The sequence below is a fragment of the Flavobacterium sp. ST-158 genome, from assembly GCF_058309975.1.
In genome coordinates this window covers 1-18,960 of sequence record NZ_JBZEEN010000008.1, presented here as the reverse complement: position 1 = coordinate 18,960, position 18,960 = coordinate 1, and the positions used below count along the sequence as shown (strand labels likewise).

The following is an 18,960-nucleotide window of genomic DNA, read 5'->3' as shown; positions in this document are numbered from 1 at the left end:
AACAAACCTTTAATACAATAATGTATGATTGATTTTTTTATAAAAGTAAAGCAACAAGAAGCTCAAAAATTACCTTTTGTTATCTACAGTAAACCGTATAAAGCTGAAGTGAGAGGTTTTTTTCAAAAAAATGATCATTTGTATTTTGCCGAAACATTGGACGAAACCGGTTTTGTTTTTGCTCCTTTTGATGGCAATCAGATGATTTTGATTCCAAAAAATCAATCGGTAATTTGGGAGTCAGAAATCGATACTTTTGAAGAAAATCAATCTCCTATTTCTAATGGAGCTGAAAATCCTGAGGATAAAAAGCGTTTTGAGACGTTAATTCAAAAAGCGATACAAGAGATTAAAGCAGGAGTTTTTAATAAGGTAGTTTTGTCTAGAAAAGAAATATTAGAGGTGCCTAATTTTGATTTAGTTACTGTTTTTACCCGATTAATTCAGCGTTTTCCAACGGTTTTCTGTTATTGTTGGTACCATCCAAAAATAGGTTTGTGGATGGGAGCTACGCCAGAGCGTTTGTTGAAAGCAAGCAGAAAAAAATTTTGTACGATGGCTTTGGCTGGAACACAAAATTTTGAAGGAAAAACCGATGTAATTTGGGAATTAAAAGAAATTGAAGAACAACAATTTGTTACTGATTTTATATTGGAAAACTTAAAAGGACTTACTTCCGAAGTTGCTATTTCTAGTCCGTACACAGTTCAAGCTGGAAATGTGTTGCATATTAAAACAGATATTGAAGGGATTATTAATAAGACTTCTAAATTAAATCAGGTAGTATCGGTTTTGCATCCTACACCAGCTGTTTGTGGTTTGCCAAAAGAAGTTTCTAAACAATTTATTTTGGAAAACGAAGGTTATGATAGAGAATATTACACTGGTTTTTTAGGTGAATTGAATAAAAAAGATTTTGCTGAGAAGAAACAAAAATCCGATTTGTATGTTAATTTACGCTGCATGCAAATAAAAGAAAAACAAGCCCATTTGTATATGGGTTGCGGAATTACCAAGGAAAGTATTCCTGAAAAAGAATGGAATGAAAGTGTGAATAAATCTATGACTATTAAAAGCGTTCTTTAAAAAAAAAAACAGTGAGCAGTGGTCAGTTTTCAGTGTTCAGTTGCGAAAATTAGAATAAAAAACAACATAAAAAAAAACTCCATACAGTCTAGTCCTTTTGGAAAGATGATTGGGGAGGAAAAATAAATAAGAATGAAATTAGATATATTAGCGTTTGGAGCGCATCCTGATGATGTTGAATTGGGTTGTTCGGGAACTATTTTAAAAGAGATTTCTTTAGGAAAAAAAGTAGGGATTATCGATTTAACCCGAGGGGAATTAGGAACCCGTGGTTCGGCAGAAATTAGAGACCAGGAAGCAAATGCTGCGGCTAGAATTTTAGGTGTTTCCGTTCGAGAGAATTTAGAAATGCGAGATGGTTTTTTTGTTAATGACGAAAAACACCAACTGGAAATCATCAAAATGATTCGCAAATACCAGCCCGAAATTGTTTTGTGCAATGCTATAGACGACCGTCATATCGATCATGGCAAAGGAAGCAAGTTAGTTTCCGATGCTTGTTTTTTATCCGGTTTGATGAAAATAGAAACAGAAATAGGAGGGGAGCAACAAAAGGCTTGGCGTCCTAAAGTAGTGTATCATTATATTCAGTGGAAAAATATAGAACCAGATTTTGTGGTAGACATAACTGGTTTTACCGAAAAGAAAATCGAGTCTATTTTAGCTTATCGTTCTCAATTTTATGATCCAAATTCTACAGAACCTGAGTCGCCAATTACTTCAAAAAACTTCTTTGAGAGCCTAAATTACCGCTCTAGAGACTTAGGACGATTAGTTGGAGTAGATTATGCTGAAGGTTTTACGGTAGAAAGACATTTGGCTGTCAATAGCTTAGGTGATTTGTTGTAAATTTCTTGATTTTTTTTGAAAAAATAGTTTGCAGAAGTGAATAAACGTTGTATATTTGCAACCGCAAAGCAAATGGTGGTTGTAGCTCAGCTGGTTAGAGCATCGGTTTGTGGTGCCGAGGGTCGCCGGTTCGAACCCGGTCATCCACCCAAAATGCAAAAGCCTCTTCGAAAGAAGAGGCTTTTTTTGTATGTGTAATTTTGATGGAAATTTAGTTCCACTCAGCATTTATTTCATGAATCATTGTTGGTGAACCTCCGTTATAAAGTATTCCGAATCCTCCGTAATTTGTTGGTTGAATCCTTGCTTTTAGTAAAGCTTCTGGATAAACTCCTTCTTGAGTAGCCTTTTTTGTTTTTGAATCAGTATTGGTCACTTTTGCTGTTAATTGATTTTGGTTTACCTCAATATTAACTACACATTGGCCATTAAACGCGGTTGTAGTAACAGCATCACTGATTTCAGTTGGAATTCCATTTTTATATTCTAATACAATACAATCTATAGCATCGTGATGTTTAGTAGTTCTAATTAATCGAAGTGCATATCCATTTTTAGTTTCAGGATCATATTTTATAAGTACGTCCATGTACATATGAGCAACACTAAATCCTTGTCCTGCGCTCTTAAAAGGAGTCAGACTAAGATTGAGTTTCATGTTGGAATAGTTGGCTTTAATTGGTGTATAAAGTAGTGTTGCACTACGTCCAGTTTGCAAAAGTCCTACTTGATTGGCAGCACCATCTACACCTTCTCCGTAATACCAAGCATCTTTTTCATTAAAAGTATTATTTGTATCTGGTCCGAATGGAGCAAATGTCCAAAACCCAGGAATAATTTTCGTTTGGTTTTTAGTTGCCGTATTTTTAAAATTGGTGGAAAGTGAATTTTTTGGAGCAGTAATGTCTTTGCTTGAAATCGGTTTTGGAGTAATCACCGTAAATGCTTTTCCTGCGTCACTGCGAATGTGTTTGGGTGCAACCGAAGCCATAATGTAATAATTGAGATCTCCCATTAAAAGAGGATAGTTAACAAGCGGAATGTTATTTCTAGATACTGAAATTGCTATCGGATTGTTTCCTTTACCATCAGTGCATCTAAACCAGCTTATTTGCGATTCATCTTTAAAAGAACTCTCAATTTGGTAATTTAATAGAATTTGCCCATTATTTATTTTTGAAAGTTGTGGTTTTTGAGAAAATTGAGGGCTTTCTAATTTTGGAGGAGCTACATAAATAACCGATGCAGCTTCTAAGCCAGAAGTTGTTTTAGCAGTGATAACTACTGTTTTTATTTCGTCATTGGAATTATTAGGGATTACTTCGCATTGGCTGCTGTCTTCGTTTGTATTTAAAGTTACAATGTCTTTGTTGTTAGAGTCTACTGACCAAATGATTTTCTCTCCTTTTAATTCATAATTACCAAAACGATTGACAGTGGTTCTTAAAATAGCTTTTTCTTTATTGGTTTCTATTGAAATTTGCGAAGGACTAATTGAAAGTTGTGTGGGTATTTGCGTATATTTTTTTTGATTTTCTTTTTCTGCAGCTAGTACAGTATTTTTTATTTGCATTGGATCCCAGTTGTCATCCCCTGATAAAAGATTGTAAGTGTTGTAAATGGTTTTTCCGTTGTAAATAAAACGATAGCCGTCAAGTACAGCTAAATTGCTCATGTCGACCGTAGAAGCTGGATTGTTTTTTTCAATTAAAACAGCTTGCTTGTTGAGGCTTACTTGGAATTGATAATTGCGTGTTTCCATTGGAATATTATCATTCCATCCTAAGTAAATATCGTTTTTTGCAGATAAACGTGTATCAATTACAGCAATTTGTCCATTGGCTTTGGTGAAAAATTGATTGCCAGAAGTAAAGGATTGGATGTCGCAATTTAAGAAAATTGCTCCAGTACCTCGGGTCCAATAAAATGGTTTTGAGCTATAAAAATCCAAACTACAGTTCAGATAAACTGCCGTTCCACACAATGCATCGTCGGTAGATTCAAAATGACAATTGTCAAAAAGAACTCTTTTGCCTCCCACAAATGGACAAAGGTTAAGCCGACTGATAAATCGGGTATTGCGAGCTATGATTTTATCTCCGTCACAATGAATTAGCTGTGCTTGAACAATTGCCGAAGCACGTTTGTTTCGGTTTAATTCAGGTTTTAAAGGAAAGTCTAAGTCTACATTGCAATAGTTACCAAAAGTAATATTCTCTGAACTTGTACCTTGTCCTGAGAATTTAAACATGGTAAAATTACCTATAGCACCAATTGTTTGTCCTCGATTTGATGCCAAAACTACATTTTTAGGATTTTCTGTAAGACCAAAGAATTTTAGCCATTCACATTTTATAACCAAGCCGTAAGGAACACTGCTGTTGCCTTTGGGTTTTAGAATTTCTGGGTCATCAGGATTGTCAATCCAATACACATTAGGAGCGATGTACAAGGTCATTGGTTCGCTTTCGGTTCCATCAGTAAGATGCTTTGCGGCTTCGTTTATCGAATTATACACAAAAGGATATTTGCTAAGCTGAGCATCGCTTATTTGACGGTCTATAAAAAAAGATTTTGGACCTAATGGAATCGTTTTTCCTTTGTATATAATCGTTTTTCCTTTAAATTCAATTGGGTTTTTAGAATCTAAGGATTGGTAGGACGTTTTTTCTTGAGCATGTAGTATTATAGAAAGGAATAGCGTCAGGTAGTAAAAATATTTTTTTTTCATAATCCGTATTTCTTTTTAGATGAAAAATAGAGAAGGAGAGCGTACTTATTTATTGGTTAGGCTAATAGTAAATATAATGGATTTTTTCTTTAGATGGTATGGATATTAATTCAGCTTAGATTTCGAAAAGTCTTTTAATAAAAAAAATCCCATTTTTGAAGCTAGTCTAAAATGGGATTTTTAAATTGGTATAATGTTCTTAGAAAAGTTTTTCCCAAGGGTTGTCACTTCTAAACGGAACTGCTGGAAGTCCTTCTTTATTGATGAAATTGGATTGAGCAGCTTCATTCCAATTGAAACGGACGTAATAAGGATGTTGTACTTCAGGAGTTGAAACAATTATTTTATCAGCTTGTTGAGCTGCTTTTGCAGCAACAAATTTTTTATCAGCCCCAGCAATAGTAAATCCAGTTAATGGTTTGCCATCGCTACTTGCTATACCACTTCCTGTGTTGGTAAAAGAGATTTCGATACTGTTGTTTAGTAGTTTCATTTTTTGGAATCGGGGTCCAGAATAAACCACATTTTGCATTCCATAAGCTTTGTTGGCAGCCATTAAACTCAATCTACGGCCTACTTCCCATTTATATCCTGGATGTAATTCGGTTATAGTGTCAGTTAAATCAGTAATGGTAGTTAATTCGGTATTTTTTAGCTTTAAATTTAAAGCCTGAGCTTCCCAAAACTCAGGAAGGCTTTCTGTAGTAAGAGGTTTGTCTTTAGAAGCCGAATAATTGTAAGGAGCTATTTGAACAAAATAAAAAGGTAGTTTTTTATCTTTCCAGTCGGTACGCCAGCTTTGTATTAAAGTTTTTAGTTTGTAGGCATAACGGATGTTTTCGCCTAGGAAACAATTAGATTCTCCCTGATACCACAAGATTCCTTTTATGCTGTAAGGAATGAGTGGTGCTATCATAGTGTCATAAAATTTTCCTGAACCACCATCATTATTGCTGAGTTTGTCTAGAATTTGACCATTTTTTAGTTTGGGTTCTATTTCCATTTTTGAAGCTTGAATCCAAGGTTCAATGCGACTTCCTGGTACTGCTGCCGAAATCATTCCTATTGGCACATGCAACTTGGCATATAAATCTTTTGCAAAATAATAACCAACAGCCGAAAAATCAACTAAAGAACGTCCCATGGCGTTATCCCATCCCAAATGTTCAGGACTTGGATCCATGTATTTTCTTCGGTCTAGAAAAATGCGAATGTTTGTATTGTTAGCGTTATTTAAATCGTCTTCTGGTGGGTGATAACCTTTGGTTTTAGTTTGATAGTCGCTGTATTTTCGCATGGCATATTCCATGTTTGATTGTCCGGAACAAAGCCAAACTTCACCCACTAATATGTTTTTAAGGATAATGGTATTTGCTCCTTTAATAGTCATTTCTCTTGGTTCAAATGAGGCTTTCATCGGATTTAGTTTTACCATCCAGTTTCCTGATTTATCTGCTACCGTATTTTTAGTTTGATTTGCAAAATTTACTGATATTTTCTCGCCTGCAGCAGCTGTTCCCCAAATAGGAACTTTCTTTTGCTGTTGTATGACCATATTGTTTCCTAAAATTTTAGGGAGAATAACTTGCCCAAAAATAGTAGAAGTAGTCATTAATAATAGGCAAATAGGTAGGAAGATACGTTTTGTTAAATACATTTTTTTGTTTTTAAAAAGTCAAGGGGCGACTAGAAAGTCTCCCCTTGAATAATGATTATATAAATTTTTGCTCTACTGTTTTTCTTTGTTGATATATTAAATGAGAGCTGAGGAAGTTCATCTTGAAGATTATTTATTCCAAATTTCCCAAGCTTTTTCGGCCTGAAAAATAAGCATGTCCAATCCGTTTTTTGTTTGAGCTCCACGTGCTGCAGCATTTTTCAAAAATTGCGTTTCTGCTGGATTATAAATCAAATCATAAGCAATATGTTGCTCTGTAAAGAATTCATAAGGAATCTCAGGACAAGCTTCAATATTTGGGCTTGTTCCAATAGGTGTTGAGTTGATTACAATCTGGTATTCCTGAAAAGTGGCAGAATCCAGTTGACTATAATCAATAGCTTTTTCAGATGCTTTTCTGGAAACAAAAGCATACTCAATTCCCAGTTCCTCTAATGCAAAGGCAACACCTTTAGATGCACCACCAGTACCTAAAATCAACGCTTTTTTGTGATGCGGTTGCAATAAGGGTTTTAAGGATTTTAAAAAACCAAAATAGTCCGTATTGTAGCCTTTGAGTTTTCCCTTTTTTGTTATTTTAATGGTGTTTACTGCTCCAATTTTAGTTGCTTTTTTAGATAACTTATCCAAAAACGGAATGACATCTTCTTTGTATGGGATAGTAACATTTAAGCCTTTTAAATGCTCGGTATTTTTAATGATTTCAGGAAATAAACTGATTTCCTGAATATCAAAATTTTCATAGGTATAACCTTGGTATTGTTCTTTTTCAAATTTAGTTGTAAAATGTCCTTTAGAGAAAGAATAACTGATATTGCGCCCCAGTAGCCCGAAGCGCTTTCTTGAATTTTGGGTCATTATTATTTTTTGTGTTTTTCGATATAATTTTGTACCATTTTTTTTGTCCAAACTACAGGGAATAAGTCTTCGATCAAGATGTAATTGTCAAAATTCAATCGGAGTGCATTGCTCAAATGGAATTTCGCTTTTCTATTGTCTTGAATCATAAAATAAAGACCTGCTAAACGGTATTCAATTTCGTTTTCTTCTGGGAAATAATCCGCAGCTTGTAATAAGGTGTGAATAGCACTTTCAAATTCGCCTAAAAATTGTAAAATATCCACCCAGAATAACCAAGTATCTAATTCGGTATCACCAAATTCTACGGCTTTTCTATAACCAAATTCAGCTTCTTCAAAAAAGTTCATTTGTTTGTTGATAGAAGCATATCTTTTCCAGTACAAACGATTTTGATTGTCTATAGCTAAAGCTTTGTTTACGTAAAATAAAGCTTTTTGAAAGTTTTTTTCACGCAAGTAGAAATCCGTTATAGCAATCCATCCTTTGTCTAAAAGAGGATCTTCATGAACGGTTTCATTGTAAAATTTCAGCGCAAGTACTTTATTGCCTAATTTTTCATGGCATTTTCCTATTCGAAGCAAAGCATACGAAGTAGCATCGTCTAATTCGATGGTTCTGTTATAGCTTTCAATGGCTTCATCATACTTTTCTAAACGCTCCAGGGCTTTAGCTTTTTCCATAAAAGCACCAAGAAATTCGTCATCAATAAGTGTGGCATAGTCAAAGGCACGAATGGCTTTTTCATAATCTTTAAGTCCGTAATGCAGTCTTCCTTTTTGGTGCCAAGCAATTTCGCTATAGGGATTTTTATCAATATAGTTGTCTAAATAGCTAATAGCTTCTTCATTTTGATCTAAAAATTCAAAGCAATAAACCACATTGTACAAGGCGGATTGATCTTCGATATCTTCTTCCAAGCATTTGATAAAACTCTCTTTAGCAGCTTCTAGATTGTCCATGAAAAGGTATTCCATCCCAATTAAATTATACACATCGGCATAATCATCGGTGTATTGTAAAGCAATTTTTAGTAATTCAACGGCTTTTTCATGTTGGTCTCTTTTAGAGTAGATGTTAGCCTTTTGAATATAAATTTCTTCATTGTTCGGTTCAATGGCATATAGCTCGTTGAGTAATTTCTCAGCTATATCCAATTTGTCATCATAAACTAGCATTTCAACTTGAACGAGTTTTAAGCCTGTAGACTTAGGGTGTTGGTCTAATGCTAATTTAAGCGCTTTTTTAGCTAAAGCGGCCTTACCTGTATCTAAATAATGAAGTATAATTTCTTCAAACTCTTCAGAGTCAAAAAAGAGTACTTTGTTGGTTTTTAACATGGACTCAAATTTGGATAGAGATAAGTTATAATCTTCTTCTTCGTTGCTTAGTTGCATACTTTCTGTTTTTAGAATTTGGCCTAGCTTAAAGTTAGGCATCCTTAGTGTTATTTTTGAAGAAAAAAATGAATTATTGTGAACAATTTAATTAACAAAAGTGACTTGGTCAATTGAAGTGTTGAGTTTATTTTTTAGTTGAAGCCATAACTTCGTCCATTACTTCTAGTATTATAGCGCATCCTTCACGTATTTCTTCTTTAGAAATGGTTAAAGGAGGTGTGATTCTGATGGCGCATCCTTCAAAGAGGAGCCAGAATAAAATAAGTCCTTTGTCTTGACATTTTAATATCACTTCATTCGTGATTTCAGCATCTGCGGTCATTGCAGCAAGCATTAATCCTTTTCCTCTAACTTCTTGTATCAAAGGGTGTACCAAAAGTGATCTGAAAAGCTTTTCTTTTTCTAAAGCTTCCTGCATGAGGTTAGTTTCGGTTAATTCTTTCAAAGTGGCTAAACAGGCTGCCGCTATGACAGGATGTCCGCCAAATGTGGTGATATGCCCTAATTTTGGATTTTCAGTCAATAAATCCATCATAGCCGATGATGCTGTGAAAGCACCTACAGGCATTCCGCCACCCATTCCTTTTCCCATGGCAACAATATCAGGGACAATATCATAATTTTGAAAACCAAAAAGTTTTCCTGTTCGACCAAAACCAGGCTGTATTTCGTCAAGTATCATCATGGCACCCACTTCTGTACATCGGGCACGAACTTTTTTCAGGAAATCGTTATGTGGTTCTATAAAACCAGCTCCTCCTTGTATGGTTTCGAGTAAAACACCAGCAGTTTTGGTTGTTATTTTTTCTAAATCGGCTTCGTTATTGAATGTGATAAAATCTACATCTGGAATTAATGGTCGAAAGGCTTGTTTGCGTTCCTCAAATCCCATAACACTCATGGAGCCCATGGTGTTTCCGTGGTAGGCATTAAGGCAAGAAATCCATTGGCTTCTGCCAGTAACTCTTCGCGCTAGTTTTAAAGATCCTTCAATTGCTTCGGTACCCGAATTGACTAAATAGGTCTTGTCTAAGGGAGCGGGTAGAAGGGAAGCCATCAGTTTACAATATTCTACGGCTGGGCTTTGCGAATATTCTCCATAGACCATTACGTGCGAATATTTGTCTAATTGGTCTTTTATGGCCTGATTGACTCTTGGGTGTTGGTGTCCTAAAGTACAGGCCGAAACTCCCGCAACAAAATCTAAATATTTTTTATTATTGGTGTCGTAGATATAAGAACCTATGGCATGTGAAACTTCCATTCCTAATGGATAGGGTGAGGTTTGTGCTTGGTATTTTATAAAATCGTTATTCACGTTTTTTTTTACCGCAAAGTTCGCAAAGATATTCGCAAAGTCACGGAGTTTTTTTAGTTATTAATACGTACTGAATACTGCCTACTATAAAAAGAACATTGATTACTTCTTTTTCTTCTTTTTGTCGTAATCTAAGGTTTCTTTTCTAATTTTCATTGGAACATTTTCCTTGGCATCTTCTTTTTTAGCTTCTTCAATCATCTTGTCATTGTATTCATTTTCTTCTTCGGTAAAGATGTCGTCTTTGGATTTTATTCTTTCATCACCACGCCATTTAAAGCCTCTGAATTTTCTATCGTGCTCATCGAGTTCGTCTTCGGGGAAAATATCGCCATCAACTTGTTGGAAAAAAGTAATGGTTTCTATAGTATTTTTATCAAAAAGAATATTGATTTTACTGCTTACATTTTTATTGATACCAATGAGTTCTTTGTCGTCATTGCGCATATAATAAATCACTTCAGTGTTTTTTACAATATCTACATCGTGTAATTTTCCTTCTTTGAATTTACCATATAGATTCATCCCTTTTATCTGGTTGTAGCCTGTTCCTAAGGTGTCTTTGGAAATAATAAAGGTATTGTTGAGTACCTTGAGAGAATCTAGTTTTTGTGTTTTGCTATCGCCAATAAGATGCATGAGGTCTCCTGTTATTTGACTTTCGCCATTCCAAAGAATAGGGTTTCCAATGAGTTTAGTGAGTGCAGTTTTAGTACTGGAATGGATGGAATCACATTTTCCGCTCATGTCAGTTTTATAAAATCGTACATTGTTGAAAGCACGAATAATTCGGTCACCTTCTTTTCCGGTAATCATCAGTTTTTTTCCATGAATGTATACCGAATCATTTTCTACAAGGTTGATGGCAACTGCCCTTTTAGTCACAAACATGGAATCTTTTTGCTGGAAAATTTCGGCATAATGTCCTTTTACAATGCCTTTGTTGATAGTGTCTGTAATTTTTACATTTCGCGTAGCCGAAGCAAATTCTTTGTTTCTGTCATAATACAAGCTATCACCTTCAATTAGACGGTCATCATATTTGATGTAGGATTTTCGAAGAAAATGTGCCAAATTTTTCTTGGTGTCATAAAATCCTTTTTCGGTATAGATGTAATTATTTTTACTAGTTATTGTTGAAGGACCAAACAAATAAGAATGCCCCGAATTGCTGTAATAATCCAAATGATTGGATTTGATAACATATTTTGGATTAGTGATAGTAACCGCACTTAGAAATTGGAATTTCTTTTGAGCCACATAATATTTACCGGAGTTGCTTTCTAAAGTATTTTCATTATTTGTAATTATTCCTTTAGTGTTATAAAATGCCTCTTGAGTATTTCGGTCAAAATTTATAGTATCGGTCTTTAAAGTAGATTCAGGAGAACTTAAAACTGCATCACCGGTTGCGAATGCTTTTTTTACATTACCATTATATTCGGCATACTTACTATTCAAATATAAGGTGTCTCCTTGAACCAATTGGACGTTACCAAAGGCCTTGATGTAGTTTTCTTTCTGAAAATAATAAGCTTTGTTGCAAGTTAGTACCACACCATCATGATTTACCACTACATTTCCGGTTAATAAAAAAGCATCTGGCATTTCGGCCTGATTTACATCGGCGAAATCAGAATGTTCAATAATTATTTTTTTAGGTGTTTGTGCGTTTACTTTTATTGAAAGAAGTAAAAACAAACCAAAACAGATGAAATATAGTGATTTATTCAAGGGTGTATATTTTTGTCAAATTTATAAAAAAGGAAACAAACCCAATAAATATTACTATTTATTTATGATTTTGAAAACTGAGATTTTCTTGATTTAGTATTTAATAAAAAAGCCGATGTATAACTAAAAAAAGATACATCGGCTTTTGAATGTTTTTCTGAAATAGAAAATTAGTATTTCTTTATAAAGGAATTGAGGTAATTCTCGTTTACTTTATCCCAATTAATTACATGGAAGAAAGATTCAATATAACCATTTCTATTGTTTTGGTGTCCTAGATAATAGGCGTGCTCCCATAAATCTAAGGCTAAAATAGGAGTACCTGGTATAGCTGCATTGCGCATCAATGGATTGTCTTGGTTTTGAGAAGAGGTAATTTTTAGTTTTCCAGCTTTATCGACAATTAACCAGACCCAAGAAGAGCCAAATTGTTTGATAGCTTCTCCTTTAAAAGCGGTTTTAAAATCGTCAAAAGAACCAAAATCTCTATTGATAACCGAAGCAATAGTGTCTTTTGGAGTTCCACCAGCATCTGGAGCCATGGATTTCCAATAAAGTGAGTGGTTGTAAAAACCGCCAGCATTGTTTCTTAACTCAGTATCGTTGACATCTAGTTTAGCTAAGATGTTTTCAATAGACATGTTTTCGTATTCTGTTCCGGCTAGTATTCTGTTTAGATTATTAGTATAAGCTAAATAAAGTTTAGAATAGTGTACCTGTAATGTTAATGGCGAAATAGTAGGAGCTAATGCATCATACGGATAAGGGAGTTTATCTAATAAAAAAGATCCTGGGTTTGCTTTGACATCGTCGGGAAATCCAATTGATACTTTTTCTTGTGCGGTAGGTAATGGAACTTCAACTACTTCGGTTAGTTTTTTATTATTACAAGAGATTAAAAAACTAAAAAATAGTAGGTTTGTAAGTATAAAAAAAAACTTTTTCATGATGATTGTACTATTTTTAGAGAGAATTGATGATTTCAATATAGTTTTCTTTTGCTTCATCGGCAGTTAGATGACTAATTTGCATCCAAGCATTGGTTTTAAAAGCATCTCTTAAGTGAAAATTAGAAGTTTGTCTAATTTCCATAGTGCCAATAGTTGCTTGCTTATAAAAAGCATAAAGACGTAGCTGAACATCTTGTGGTAAAGATGCCTGAGTCATTTTTGAGGCTTTTTCTACAGCTTCATTAAACCTAGTTTCTAAATCTTTTTCAGTCATTATTTTTTTGTTGCAATAATTGTTTTCCCTCCAATTGCTTTTTGGTTTAAAACAACATTTATTGGAGTACCTAAAGGTAAAAATAAATCTACTCTTGAGCCAAATTTAATAAAACCAGCATCGGTTCCTTGAACAACTTGCATTCCTTCTTCGGCATAATTTACAATTCTGCGTGCTAAGGCACCGGCAATTTGACGGTATAAAACTGCGCCAAAAGTTTTGTTTTCGACTACTACAGTCGTTCTTTCGTTTTCTTCACTTGCTTTTGGGTGCCAGGCCACTAAGAATTTACCAGGGTGGTATTTGCTGAATTTTACAATTCCGCTCATCGCATATCGGGTAACATGTACATTAATAGGTGACATAAAGATAGAAATCTGTAAACGTTTGTCTTTAAAATATTCTCCTTCATACACTTCTTCAATAACAACTACTTTTCCATCTACGGGAGCAAGAATTTGGTTTTCGTCAATTAGTACCGTTCTTTTTGGGTTTCTAAAGAATTGTAAAATGATAATTAAAATCAAAAAAGCAACTATTTGTAATCCTTTTTGAAGCCAGATTGTATCAATACAGTTGTCGGCAATTAGTAGTACTACAGCTGTAAAAATAATACCTAATAAAATGGTCTTGGTTCCTTCTTTATGAAACATAATTTAAAATTTGATAAAATAAAAATATAATTGGTGCTACAAATATAACACTATCTAGTCTATCTAGTACACCTCCGTGTCCCGGCATGATGTTTCCACTGTCTTTTACACCAGCAATGCGCTTAAATTTAGATTCTATTAAATCGCCTATAGTTCCAAAAACGCCAACAATAGCTGCAATTGAAGTCCATATTAAAATAGATTGTTGGCTAAATTGTGGATTAGGTTTAATATAAAATTTAGAGATTAGATAACCAGCAACAATGGCAAATAGAATTCCTCCTATAAAGCCTTCAATGGTTTTTTTTGGTGAAATACGTTCTAATAATTTGTGTTTTCCAATTGATTTACCAACTATGTAGGCAAAGGTATCATTGGTCCAAATTAAGAGGAATAACCCAATAATGATTTTAGGGTTGTAATCTTTGATACCAAATGATATTTTCGTAATAAATATAAATGGTAATATGATATAACCAAAAAGGTAAAGGTATTTAGATGAAGTACTTATTTTTTGAATGTTATCGTAAAAAAGGAAAAGGATACATTTTACAGATACGACTAAGGTTGTGGCTAGTAATATAATATTGAGCTGCTGAATGTTGACCGTAATTTCGATATTAGTACCTAAATACGTATTGATTGTTTCGGTAGTGATTTTGTTGTAATGACTTATTAAGGTGATGCTGCTATATAATAGAATACCAGCAATTAACGGAAGTGTTTTGTTTACTTGCGTTAGGTTGCAAAATTCGTAGATAGCAATAATTAAAAATATACCAAAGAGTATAAAAAAACTTTCGGTAGAAAATAATATAGAAGCTAGCAATAATAGAATGTAGATAGCGCCTGATATTGATCTTTTTAGAGTTTCATTCATTTTAAAGATCTTCTAAAAGCAATAAATAAAGATTTTTAGCAGAACTGCCATACTGAGTAAAGTCTTCTTCTTTTGCTTTTTCAAAATATTTTATAGCGGTAATATTGGTAGGATAATCTCTTTCGTATTTCTTTTTGATAGCACTTAACCCATCACTTTTCATTGCTAAAATTTGACTTGTGGTTGCTAAAACTACAATGTTGGTTGGTAGTTCATTTGGCTTGTGTTGCTTAATTTGTTTAGAAGAAAATAAAATAGAACCTTCTTCGGCAATTAAGTTTTCACAGCTTGATAATAAGAATTTAGGGCTTGATGGCCTGTTGTATAAAAGTTTATTTTCCTCTAGTAATCCAAATAGGTTGGTGTCATAACACAATACTTCACTTTCAAACCAATCGTTTTCTTCTAGGATGTTTTCAAATTGATCTTTTACTTCTTGTGCATTTTCACAGTATAAAAACTTACCTCCATTTTTTTTAAAATTGTAGATAAATCGTTCGTCAACAGAGATGTTGTTGTCAGGAAAAAAGTTGTTGCTTTGACTTTCTTTTTCCTCATCTGATGGTGAAATACTAGATCCAAAAAGTTTTCTAAAAAGACTCATATTTTGTAGGGTACTTTATATATTGTTTGTAACCGTCCAAAGATAAAAAAATCTTAATTCAAAACGCGGTTTTGAATTAAGATTTTAAATAATTTATATTAAAAGCCTTATTAAGAGACTGTTTCTTCTAAGTTTTTGTCAAAGCTTCTTTTTCCAAAAATTGCTTCTAAATCGTCTTTGAAAATCACTTCCTTTTCAATAAGAATATTGGCAAGCTGATTTAACTTGTCTTTGTTTTCTTCTAATATTTCAATAGCTCTTTGATATTGACTTTCTATAAGTGCCGATATTTCAGTGTCTATAATTTTTGCAGTGTCTTCTGAGTAAGGTTTAGAAAAACTATATTCATTTTGTCCTGATGAATCGTAATAAGTAACATTTCCAATTTTTTCATTCAATCCGTAGATGGTAACCATCGCACGAGCTTGTTTTGTTACTTTTTCTAAATCACTCAAAGCACCCGTTGAAATGCGGTTAAAAGTTACTTTTTCAGCAGCTCTTCCTCCCATTGTAGCGCACATTTCATCTAGCATTTGATCCGGACGGACAATTTGGCGTTCTTCTGGTAAATACCAGGCGGCACCCAAACTTTGACCACGAGGAACAATAGTTACTTTGATAAGTGGAGCAGCGTGTTCTAACATCCAGCTTACAGTAGCGTGACCTGCTTCGTGAATAGCGATGGCTCTTTTTTCGTCTGGTGTGATGATTTTGTTTTTCTTTTCTAATCCACCAATGATTCTATCAACTGCATCAAGGAAATCTTGTCTGTCAACCGCAGTTTTGTTGTTTCGGGCAGCAATTAAAGCCGCTTCGTTACAAACATTTGCGATGTCTGCACCAGAAAAACCAGGAGTTTGTTTGGCAAGGAAATCTAAATCCAAACCTTCAACTTTTTTAATAGGTGCTAAGTGAACTTTGAAAATTTCTGCTCTTTCGCGAATGTCCGGCAAGTCTACAAAAATTTGTCTGTCAAAACGTCCGGCACGCATTAGGGCTTTGTCTAAAACATCAGCTCTATTAGTTGCTGCCAATACAATTACATTAGAATCGGAACCAAAACCGTCCATTTCTGTCAGTAATTGATTTAGGGTGTTTTCTCTTTCGTCGTTTCCGCCCGAGATGTTGTTTTTTCCTCTAGCTCTACCTACTGCATCAATTTCATCAATAAAGATAATTGAAGGCGATTTTTCTTTGGCTTGTTTGAACAAGTCACGTACTCTTGAAGCACCAACACCAACAAACATTTCTACGAAATCAGAACCCGATAATGAGAAAAATGGAACTTGCGCTTCTCCAGCTACCGCTTTTGCTAGCAAGGTTTTTCCTGTTCCTGGAGATCCTACAAGGAGTGCTCCTTTAGGGATTTTTCCTCCTAGATTGGTGTATTTTTCAGGATTTTTTAAAAACTCTACAATTTCTTGTATCTCTTCTTTAGCACCTTCTAGTCCTGCAACATCTTTAAAGGTTGTTTTTACATCATTTTTTTCATCAAAAAGTTTTGCTTTTGATTTTCCAATGTTGAAAATTTGGCCACCACCACCAGCGCCACCACCAGACATTTTGCGCATAATAAAAATCCATACCGCTATGATGATGATAACAGGAAGTAGACTAATTACGATGTCTGACCAATTGCTTTTTGCAAGAAAATTAAAGTCTTTTAGCTTTCCTTCTTTAACGGCATTCTCCAGTTTAGTTTGGAAAATCTGATCGTTTCCAATTTCAAAAGTATATTGAGGTCCTTTGTTGGGACGGTCAAATATATCTTTAGCAACTCTTTGGTGTTCCTTTTCTTTTAATGCTTCAGGTTTTAAAAAAACTTCAGCTTCTGATTTGTTGTAAACAATTACTTTTTCAATTTGCCCTTTGTCTAAGTAAACATTAAATTTAGAAGAAGTTAATTGAGCAGGTTCTTGCAAGCTTGAACTACCTGTTACAAAGCTTATAAACAAGAAAATAAGCAAAATGGCAGTGTATACTAACCATGGACTTATTCTAAATTTATTAGGGTTTGGATTATTATCTTTTGCCATTATTTTTTATCTTTCTTTAATATTTGTTTGCAATTGTAGTAATTTTTGCATCACCCCACAAACTTTCGATATTATAATATTCTCTAATTTGTTTTTGGAAAACATGAACTACAATGTTTACATAGTCCATAAGTACCCATTCGGCATTGTCAGTTCCTTCAACATGCCAAGGTTTGTCTTTGATTTCTTTTGAAACAATTTTTTGAATGGAGTTAACAATTGCGTTAACTTGAGTATTTGAATTTCCGTTGCAGATAACAAAATAGTCGCAAACTGCGCTATCAATTTCTCTAAGATCGAGAATGTCTATGTCATTTCCTTTTACTTCTTCTATTCCTTTGATAATGTTTGCCAGTAATGCATCATTATTTACAGTCTTTTTTGCCATGAATTATTTTTATAATAAGTTTGTAAAGTTACCATTTTTTGTCATTATTTTCGAACCTTAACATAATATTAAAATTTGTTACAAAAATAATTGCTAATGAGATTAATCAAACTCGATGCCATAGATTCTACAAATGATTTTCTTAAAGGATTATCGACTTCGCAAGAACTGGAAAATTTTACAGTAGTTACTGCTGAGAATCAAACAAAAGGACGTGGGCAAATGGGAGCAGTATGGAGTTCAGAAAAGTCTAAGAATCTAATAATGAGTGTTTTTGTAAAAGATTTGTTAGTAGGTATAGATGGGATTTATCAGCTCAATATAGCAACAGCCTTGTCTGTTGTAGAAGTACTTGAAAAATTTAAGATTAAGAATTTAAGTATTAAATGGCCTAACGACATTATGTCAGCTAATTTTAAACTTGCTGGCATTTTAATTGAAAATAGTTTAAAAAGTGATGGTTCAATTGCTTCAATTATTGGGATAGGTTTAAATGTCAATCAGACCAATTTTGATAACCTGCCTAAGGCTTCTTCAATGGCAGTTGTTGCCAATTCTAGCTTTGATAAAGAAGAACTAGTAAATTTAATTGTAGAACAATTGAAATCTAATTTAAAATTATTACAATCAAATTCCTCGCTTTTATGGATAAATTATATGGACTTACTTTTTAAAAAAGACGTTCCTATGCCTTTTAGTTGTAATGAATCAAAGCCATTTATGGGAATAATTAAAGGTGTTTCTAAAACTGGAAAATTAATCCTTCTTTTAGAAAATGATGTTATTACAGAATATGGTCTTAAAGAAGTTCAAATGCTTTATTAACTTAATTTTTTTTGGGTTTAACCCCATCTTTTTGGTGTGTTTTAAGAAAGATTTAAAGGTTTAATGGATCCTTATGAAAAAAATAATTGTTTTTTAATGTTTCTAAAGTGTTGTTTTTTAGTTGTTTGTGTGTGTGCTTGGTTTTAAATGTTGAATTTACATTTAAAAAAATGATGTAAATAAGTATTTTTATTTTACTTTTGGATTTCGTTTTTCGTAAAAAATCTCCCAGAATAAAACAAATGTGTGATTTTATAGTGATATTTTTAGCGAAATTCGGAGGCTTTAAAATCTTTAATAACTGTTATTCTTAATTGGAAAATGAAAGATTATAGAATTAAATTTTAAAGTTAATTGAGAATATTTTTTTATCTAAATAAACTTTCATTAATCAACTAAAATCTATTAACTTATGAGTTCAAGTCTCGAATTTGCAGATTATGCAGTATTCATTGTCTACTTTTTAATAGTATCTATTTATGGGTACATTGTTTATCGCAAGCGCGAAAAAAACGAACACGATGCTAAGGCATATTTCTTAGCTGAAGGAACCTTAACATGGTGGGCTATTGGAGCTTCACTTATTGCTTCTAATATTTCAGCTGAGCAGTTTATTGGAATGAGTGGAGAAGGTTTCTTCTTAGGAATTGCTGTTGCCGCTTACGAGTGGATTGCTGCGATTGCTTTAATTATCAT

17 protein-coding genes and 1 tRNA gene are annotated in these 18,960 nt (G+C 33.6%); 5 read left to right on the top strand and 13 right to left on the bottom strand.

The window, feature by feature from the left end; translation table 11 throughout:
* The first annotated feature begins 24 nt into the window (after nt 1-24).
* The 3 genes from AC4FRF_RS12645 (at nt 25) to AC4FRF_RS12635 (ending at nt 2,084) form a co-directional block, all read left to right on the top strand.
* The gene (locus AC4FRF_RS12645) at nt 25-1,086 is read left to right on the top strand and encodes an isochorismate synthase (RefSeq protein WP_491159919.1); all 1,062 of its coding nucleotides are present in this window, start codon (nt 25-27) and stop codon (nt 1,084-1,086) included.
* A 132-nt stretch (nt 1,087-1,218) separates the two neighbouring features.
* Nucleotides 1,219-1,935 carry a bacillithiol biosynthesis deacetylase BshB1 gene (gene bshB1, locus AC4FRF_RS12640; protein WP_491159918.1) on the top strand — a complete coding sequence of 239 codons (717 nt, stop codon included), beginning with the start codon at nt 1,219-1,221 and terminating at the stop codon, nt 1,933-1,935.
* Between the two features lie 75 nt (nt 1,936-2,010).
* Nucleotides 2,011-2,084: transfer RNA gene (locus tag AC4FRF_RS12635), tRNA-His, on the top strand.
* Nucleotides 2,085-2,146: 62 nt separating this feature from the next.
* On the opposite strand, the gene AC4FRF_RS12630 is transcribed toward AC4FRF_RS12635, so the two are convergent.
* The 13 genes from AC4FRF_RS12630 to rsfS all read right to left on the bottom strand — a co-directional run bounded on the left by AC4FRF_RS12630 (nt 2,147) and on the right by rsfS (nt 17,439).
* Nucleotides 2,147-4,666 carry a hypothetical protein gene (locus tag AC4FRF_RS12630; protein ID WP_491159917.1) on the bottom strand — a complete coding sequence of 840 codons (2,520 nt, stop codon included), beginning with the start codon at nt 4,664-4,666 and terminating at the stop codon, nt 2,147-2,149.
* Nucleotides 4,667-4,865: 199 nt separating this feature from the next.
* Nucleotides 4,866-6,323, bottom strand: a complete 1,458-nt coding sequence (locus AC4FRF_RS12625) for a sialate O-acetylesterase (RefSeq protein ID WP_491159916.1) — start codon at nt 6,321-6,323, stop codon at nt 4,866-4,868.
* Nucleotides 6,324-6,452: 129 nt separating this feature from the next.
* Nucleotides 6,453-7,202 (bottom strand): shikimate dehydrogenase family protein, encoded by a 750-nt coding sequence (locus tag AC4FRF_RS12620; RefSeq protein ID WP_491159915.1) that lies wholly within the window; start codon nt 7,200-7,202, stop codon nt 6,453-6,455.
* Nucleotides 7,203-7,204: 2 nt separating this feature from the next.
* Complete coding sequence (locus AC4FRF_RS12615) at nt 7,205-8,599, bottom strand: tetratricopeptide repeat protein (protein WP_491159914.1); 1,395 nt, start codon at nt 8,597-8,599, stop codon at nt 7,205-7,207.
* A 127-nt stretch (nt 8,600-8,726) separates the two neighbouring features.
* Nucleotides 8,727-9,920, bottom strand: a complete 1,194-nt coding sequence (locus AC4FRF_RS12610) for an aspartate aminotransferase family protein (protein ID WP_491159913.1) — start codon at nt 9,918-9,920, stop codon at nt 8,727-8,729.
* Between the two features lie 102 nt (nt 9,921-10,022).
* On the bottom strand, nt 10,023-11,654 hold the full coding sequence (locus AC4FRF_RS12605; protein ID WP_491159912.1) for an OstA-like protein: 1,632 nt from the start codon (nt 11,652-11,654) through the stop codon (nt 10,023-10,025).
* Between the two features lie 170 nt (nt 11,655-11,824).
* Nucleotides 11,825-12,601 carry a superoxide dismutase gene (locus tag AC4FRF_RS12600; protein ID WP_491159911.1) on the bottom strand — a complete coding sequence of 259 codons (777 nt, stop codon included), beginning with the start codon at nt 12,599-12,601 and terminating at the stop codon, nt 11,825-11,827.
* A 16-nt stretch (nt 12,602-12,617) separates the two neighbouring features.
* Nucleotides 12,618-12,878: an acyl-CoA-binding protein gene (locus tag AC4FRF_RS12595; protein WP_491159910.1), complete on the bottom strand. Its 261-nt coding sequence runs from the start codon at nt 12,876-12,878 to the stop codon at nt 12,618-12,620.
* Nucleotides 12,878-13,531: a phosphatidylserine decarboxylase family protein gene (locus AC4FRF_RS12590; RefSeq protein WP_491159909.1), complete on the bottom strand. Its 654-nt coding sequence runs from the start codon at nt 13,529-13,531 to the stop codon at nt 12,878-12,880. Before AC4FRF_RS12590 ends, AC4FRF_RS12595 begins: the two co-directional genes overlap by 1 nt.
* Entirely contained in the window at nt 13,521-14,411 is an 891-nt protein-coding gene (locus tag AC4FRF_RS12585; protein ID WP_491159908.1) for a phosphatidate cytidylyltransferase, read from the bottom strand. The genes AC4FRF_RS12590 and AC4FRF_RS12585 overlap by 11 nt, the downstream gene beginning before the upstream one ends.
* A gap of 1 nt (nt 14,412) precedes the next feature.
* On the bottom strand, nt 14,413-15,015 hold the full coding sequence (locus tag AC4FRF_RS12580) for a lactate utilization protein B/C (protein ID WP_491159907.1): 603 nt from the start codon (nt 15,013-15,015) through the stop codon (nt 14,413-14,415).
* Nucleotides 15,016-15,125: 110 nt separating this feature from the next.
* Nucleotides 15,126-17,051 (bottom strand): ATP-dependent zinc metalloprotease FtsH, encoded by a 1,926-nt coding sequence (gene ftsH, locus AC4FRF_RS12575; RefSeq protein WP_491159906.1) that lies wholly within the window; start codon nt 17,049-17,051, stop codon nt 15,126-15,128.
* Between the two features lie 16 nt (nt 17,052-17,067).
* Complete coding sequence (gene rsfS / locus AC4FRF_RS12570) at nt 17,068-17,439, bottom strand: ribosome silencing factor (RefSeq protein WP_026715516.1); 372 nt, start codon at nt 17,437-17,439, stop codon at nt 17,068-17,070.
* 96 nt (nt 17,440-17,535) lie between these two features.
* Between rsfS and AC4FRF_RS12565 the strand changes: the two genes are divergently transcribed.
* Together AC4FRF_RS12565 and AC4FRF_RS12560 are read left to right on the top strand one after the other, a co-directional pair.
* Nucleotides 17,536-18,264 (top strand): biotin--[acetyl-CoA-carboxylase] ligase, encoded by a 729-nt coding sequence (locus tag AC4FRF_RS12565; protein WP_491159905.1) that lies wholly within the window; start codon nt 17,536-17,538, stop codon nt 18,262-18,264.
* A 412-nt stretch (nt 18,265-18,676) separates the two neighbouring features.
* On the top strand, nt 18,677-18,960 hold a 284-nt coding region (locus tag AC4FRF_RS12560), incomplete at its 3' end, for a sodium:solute symporter family transporter (RefSeq protein ID WP_491159904.1).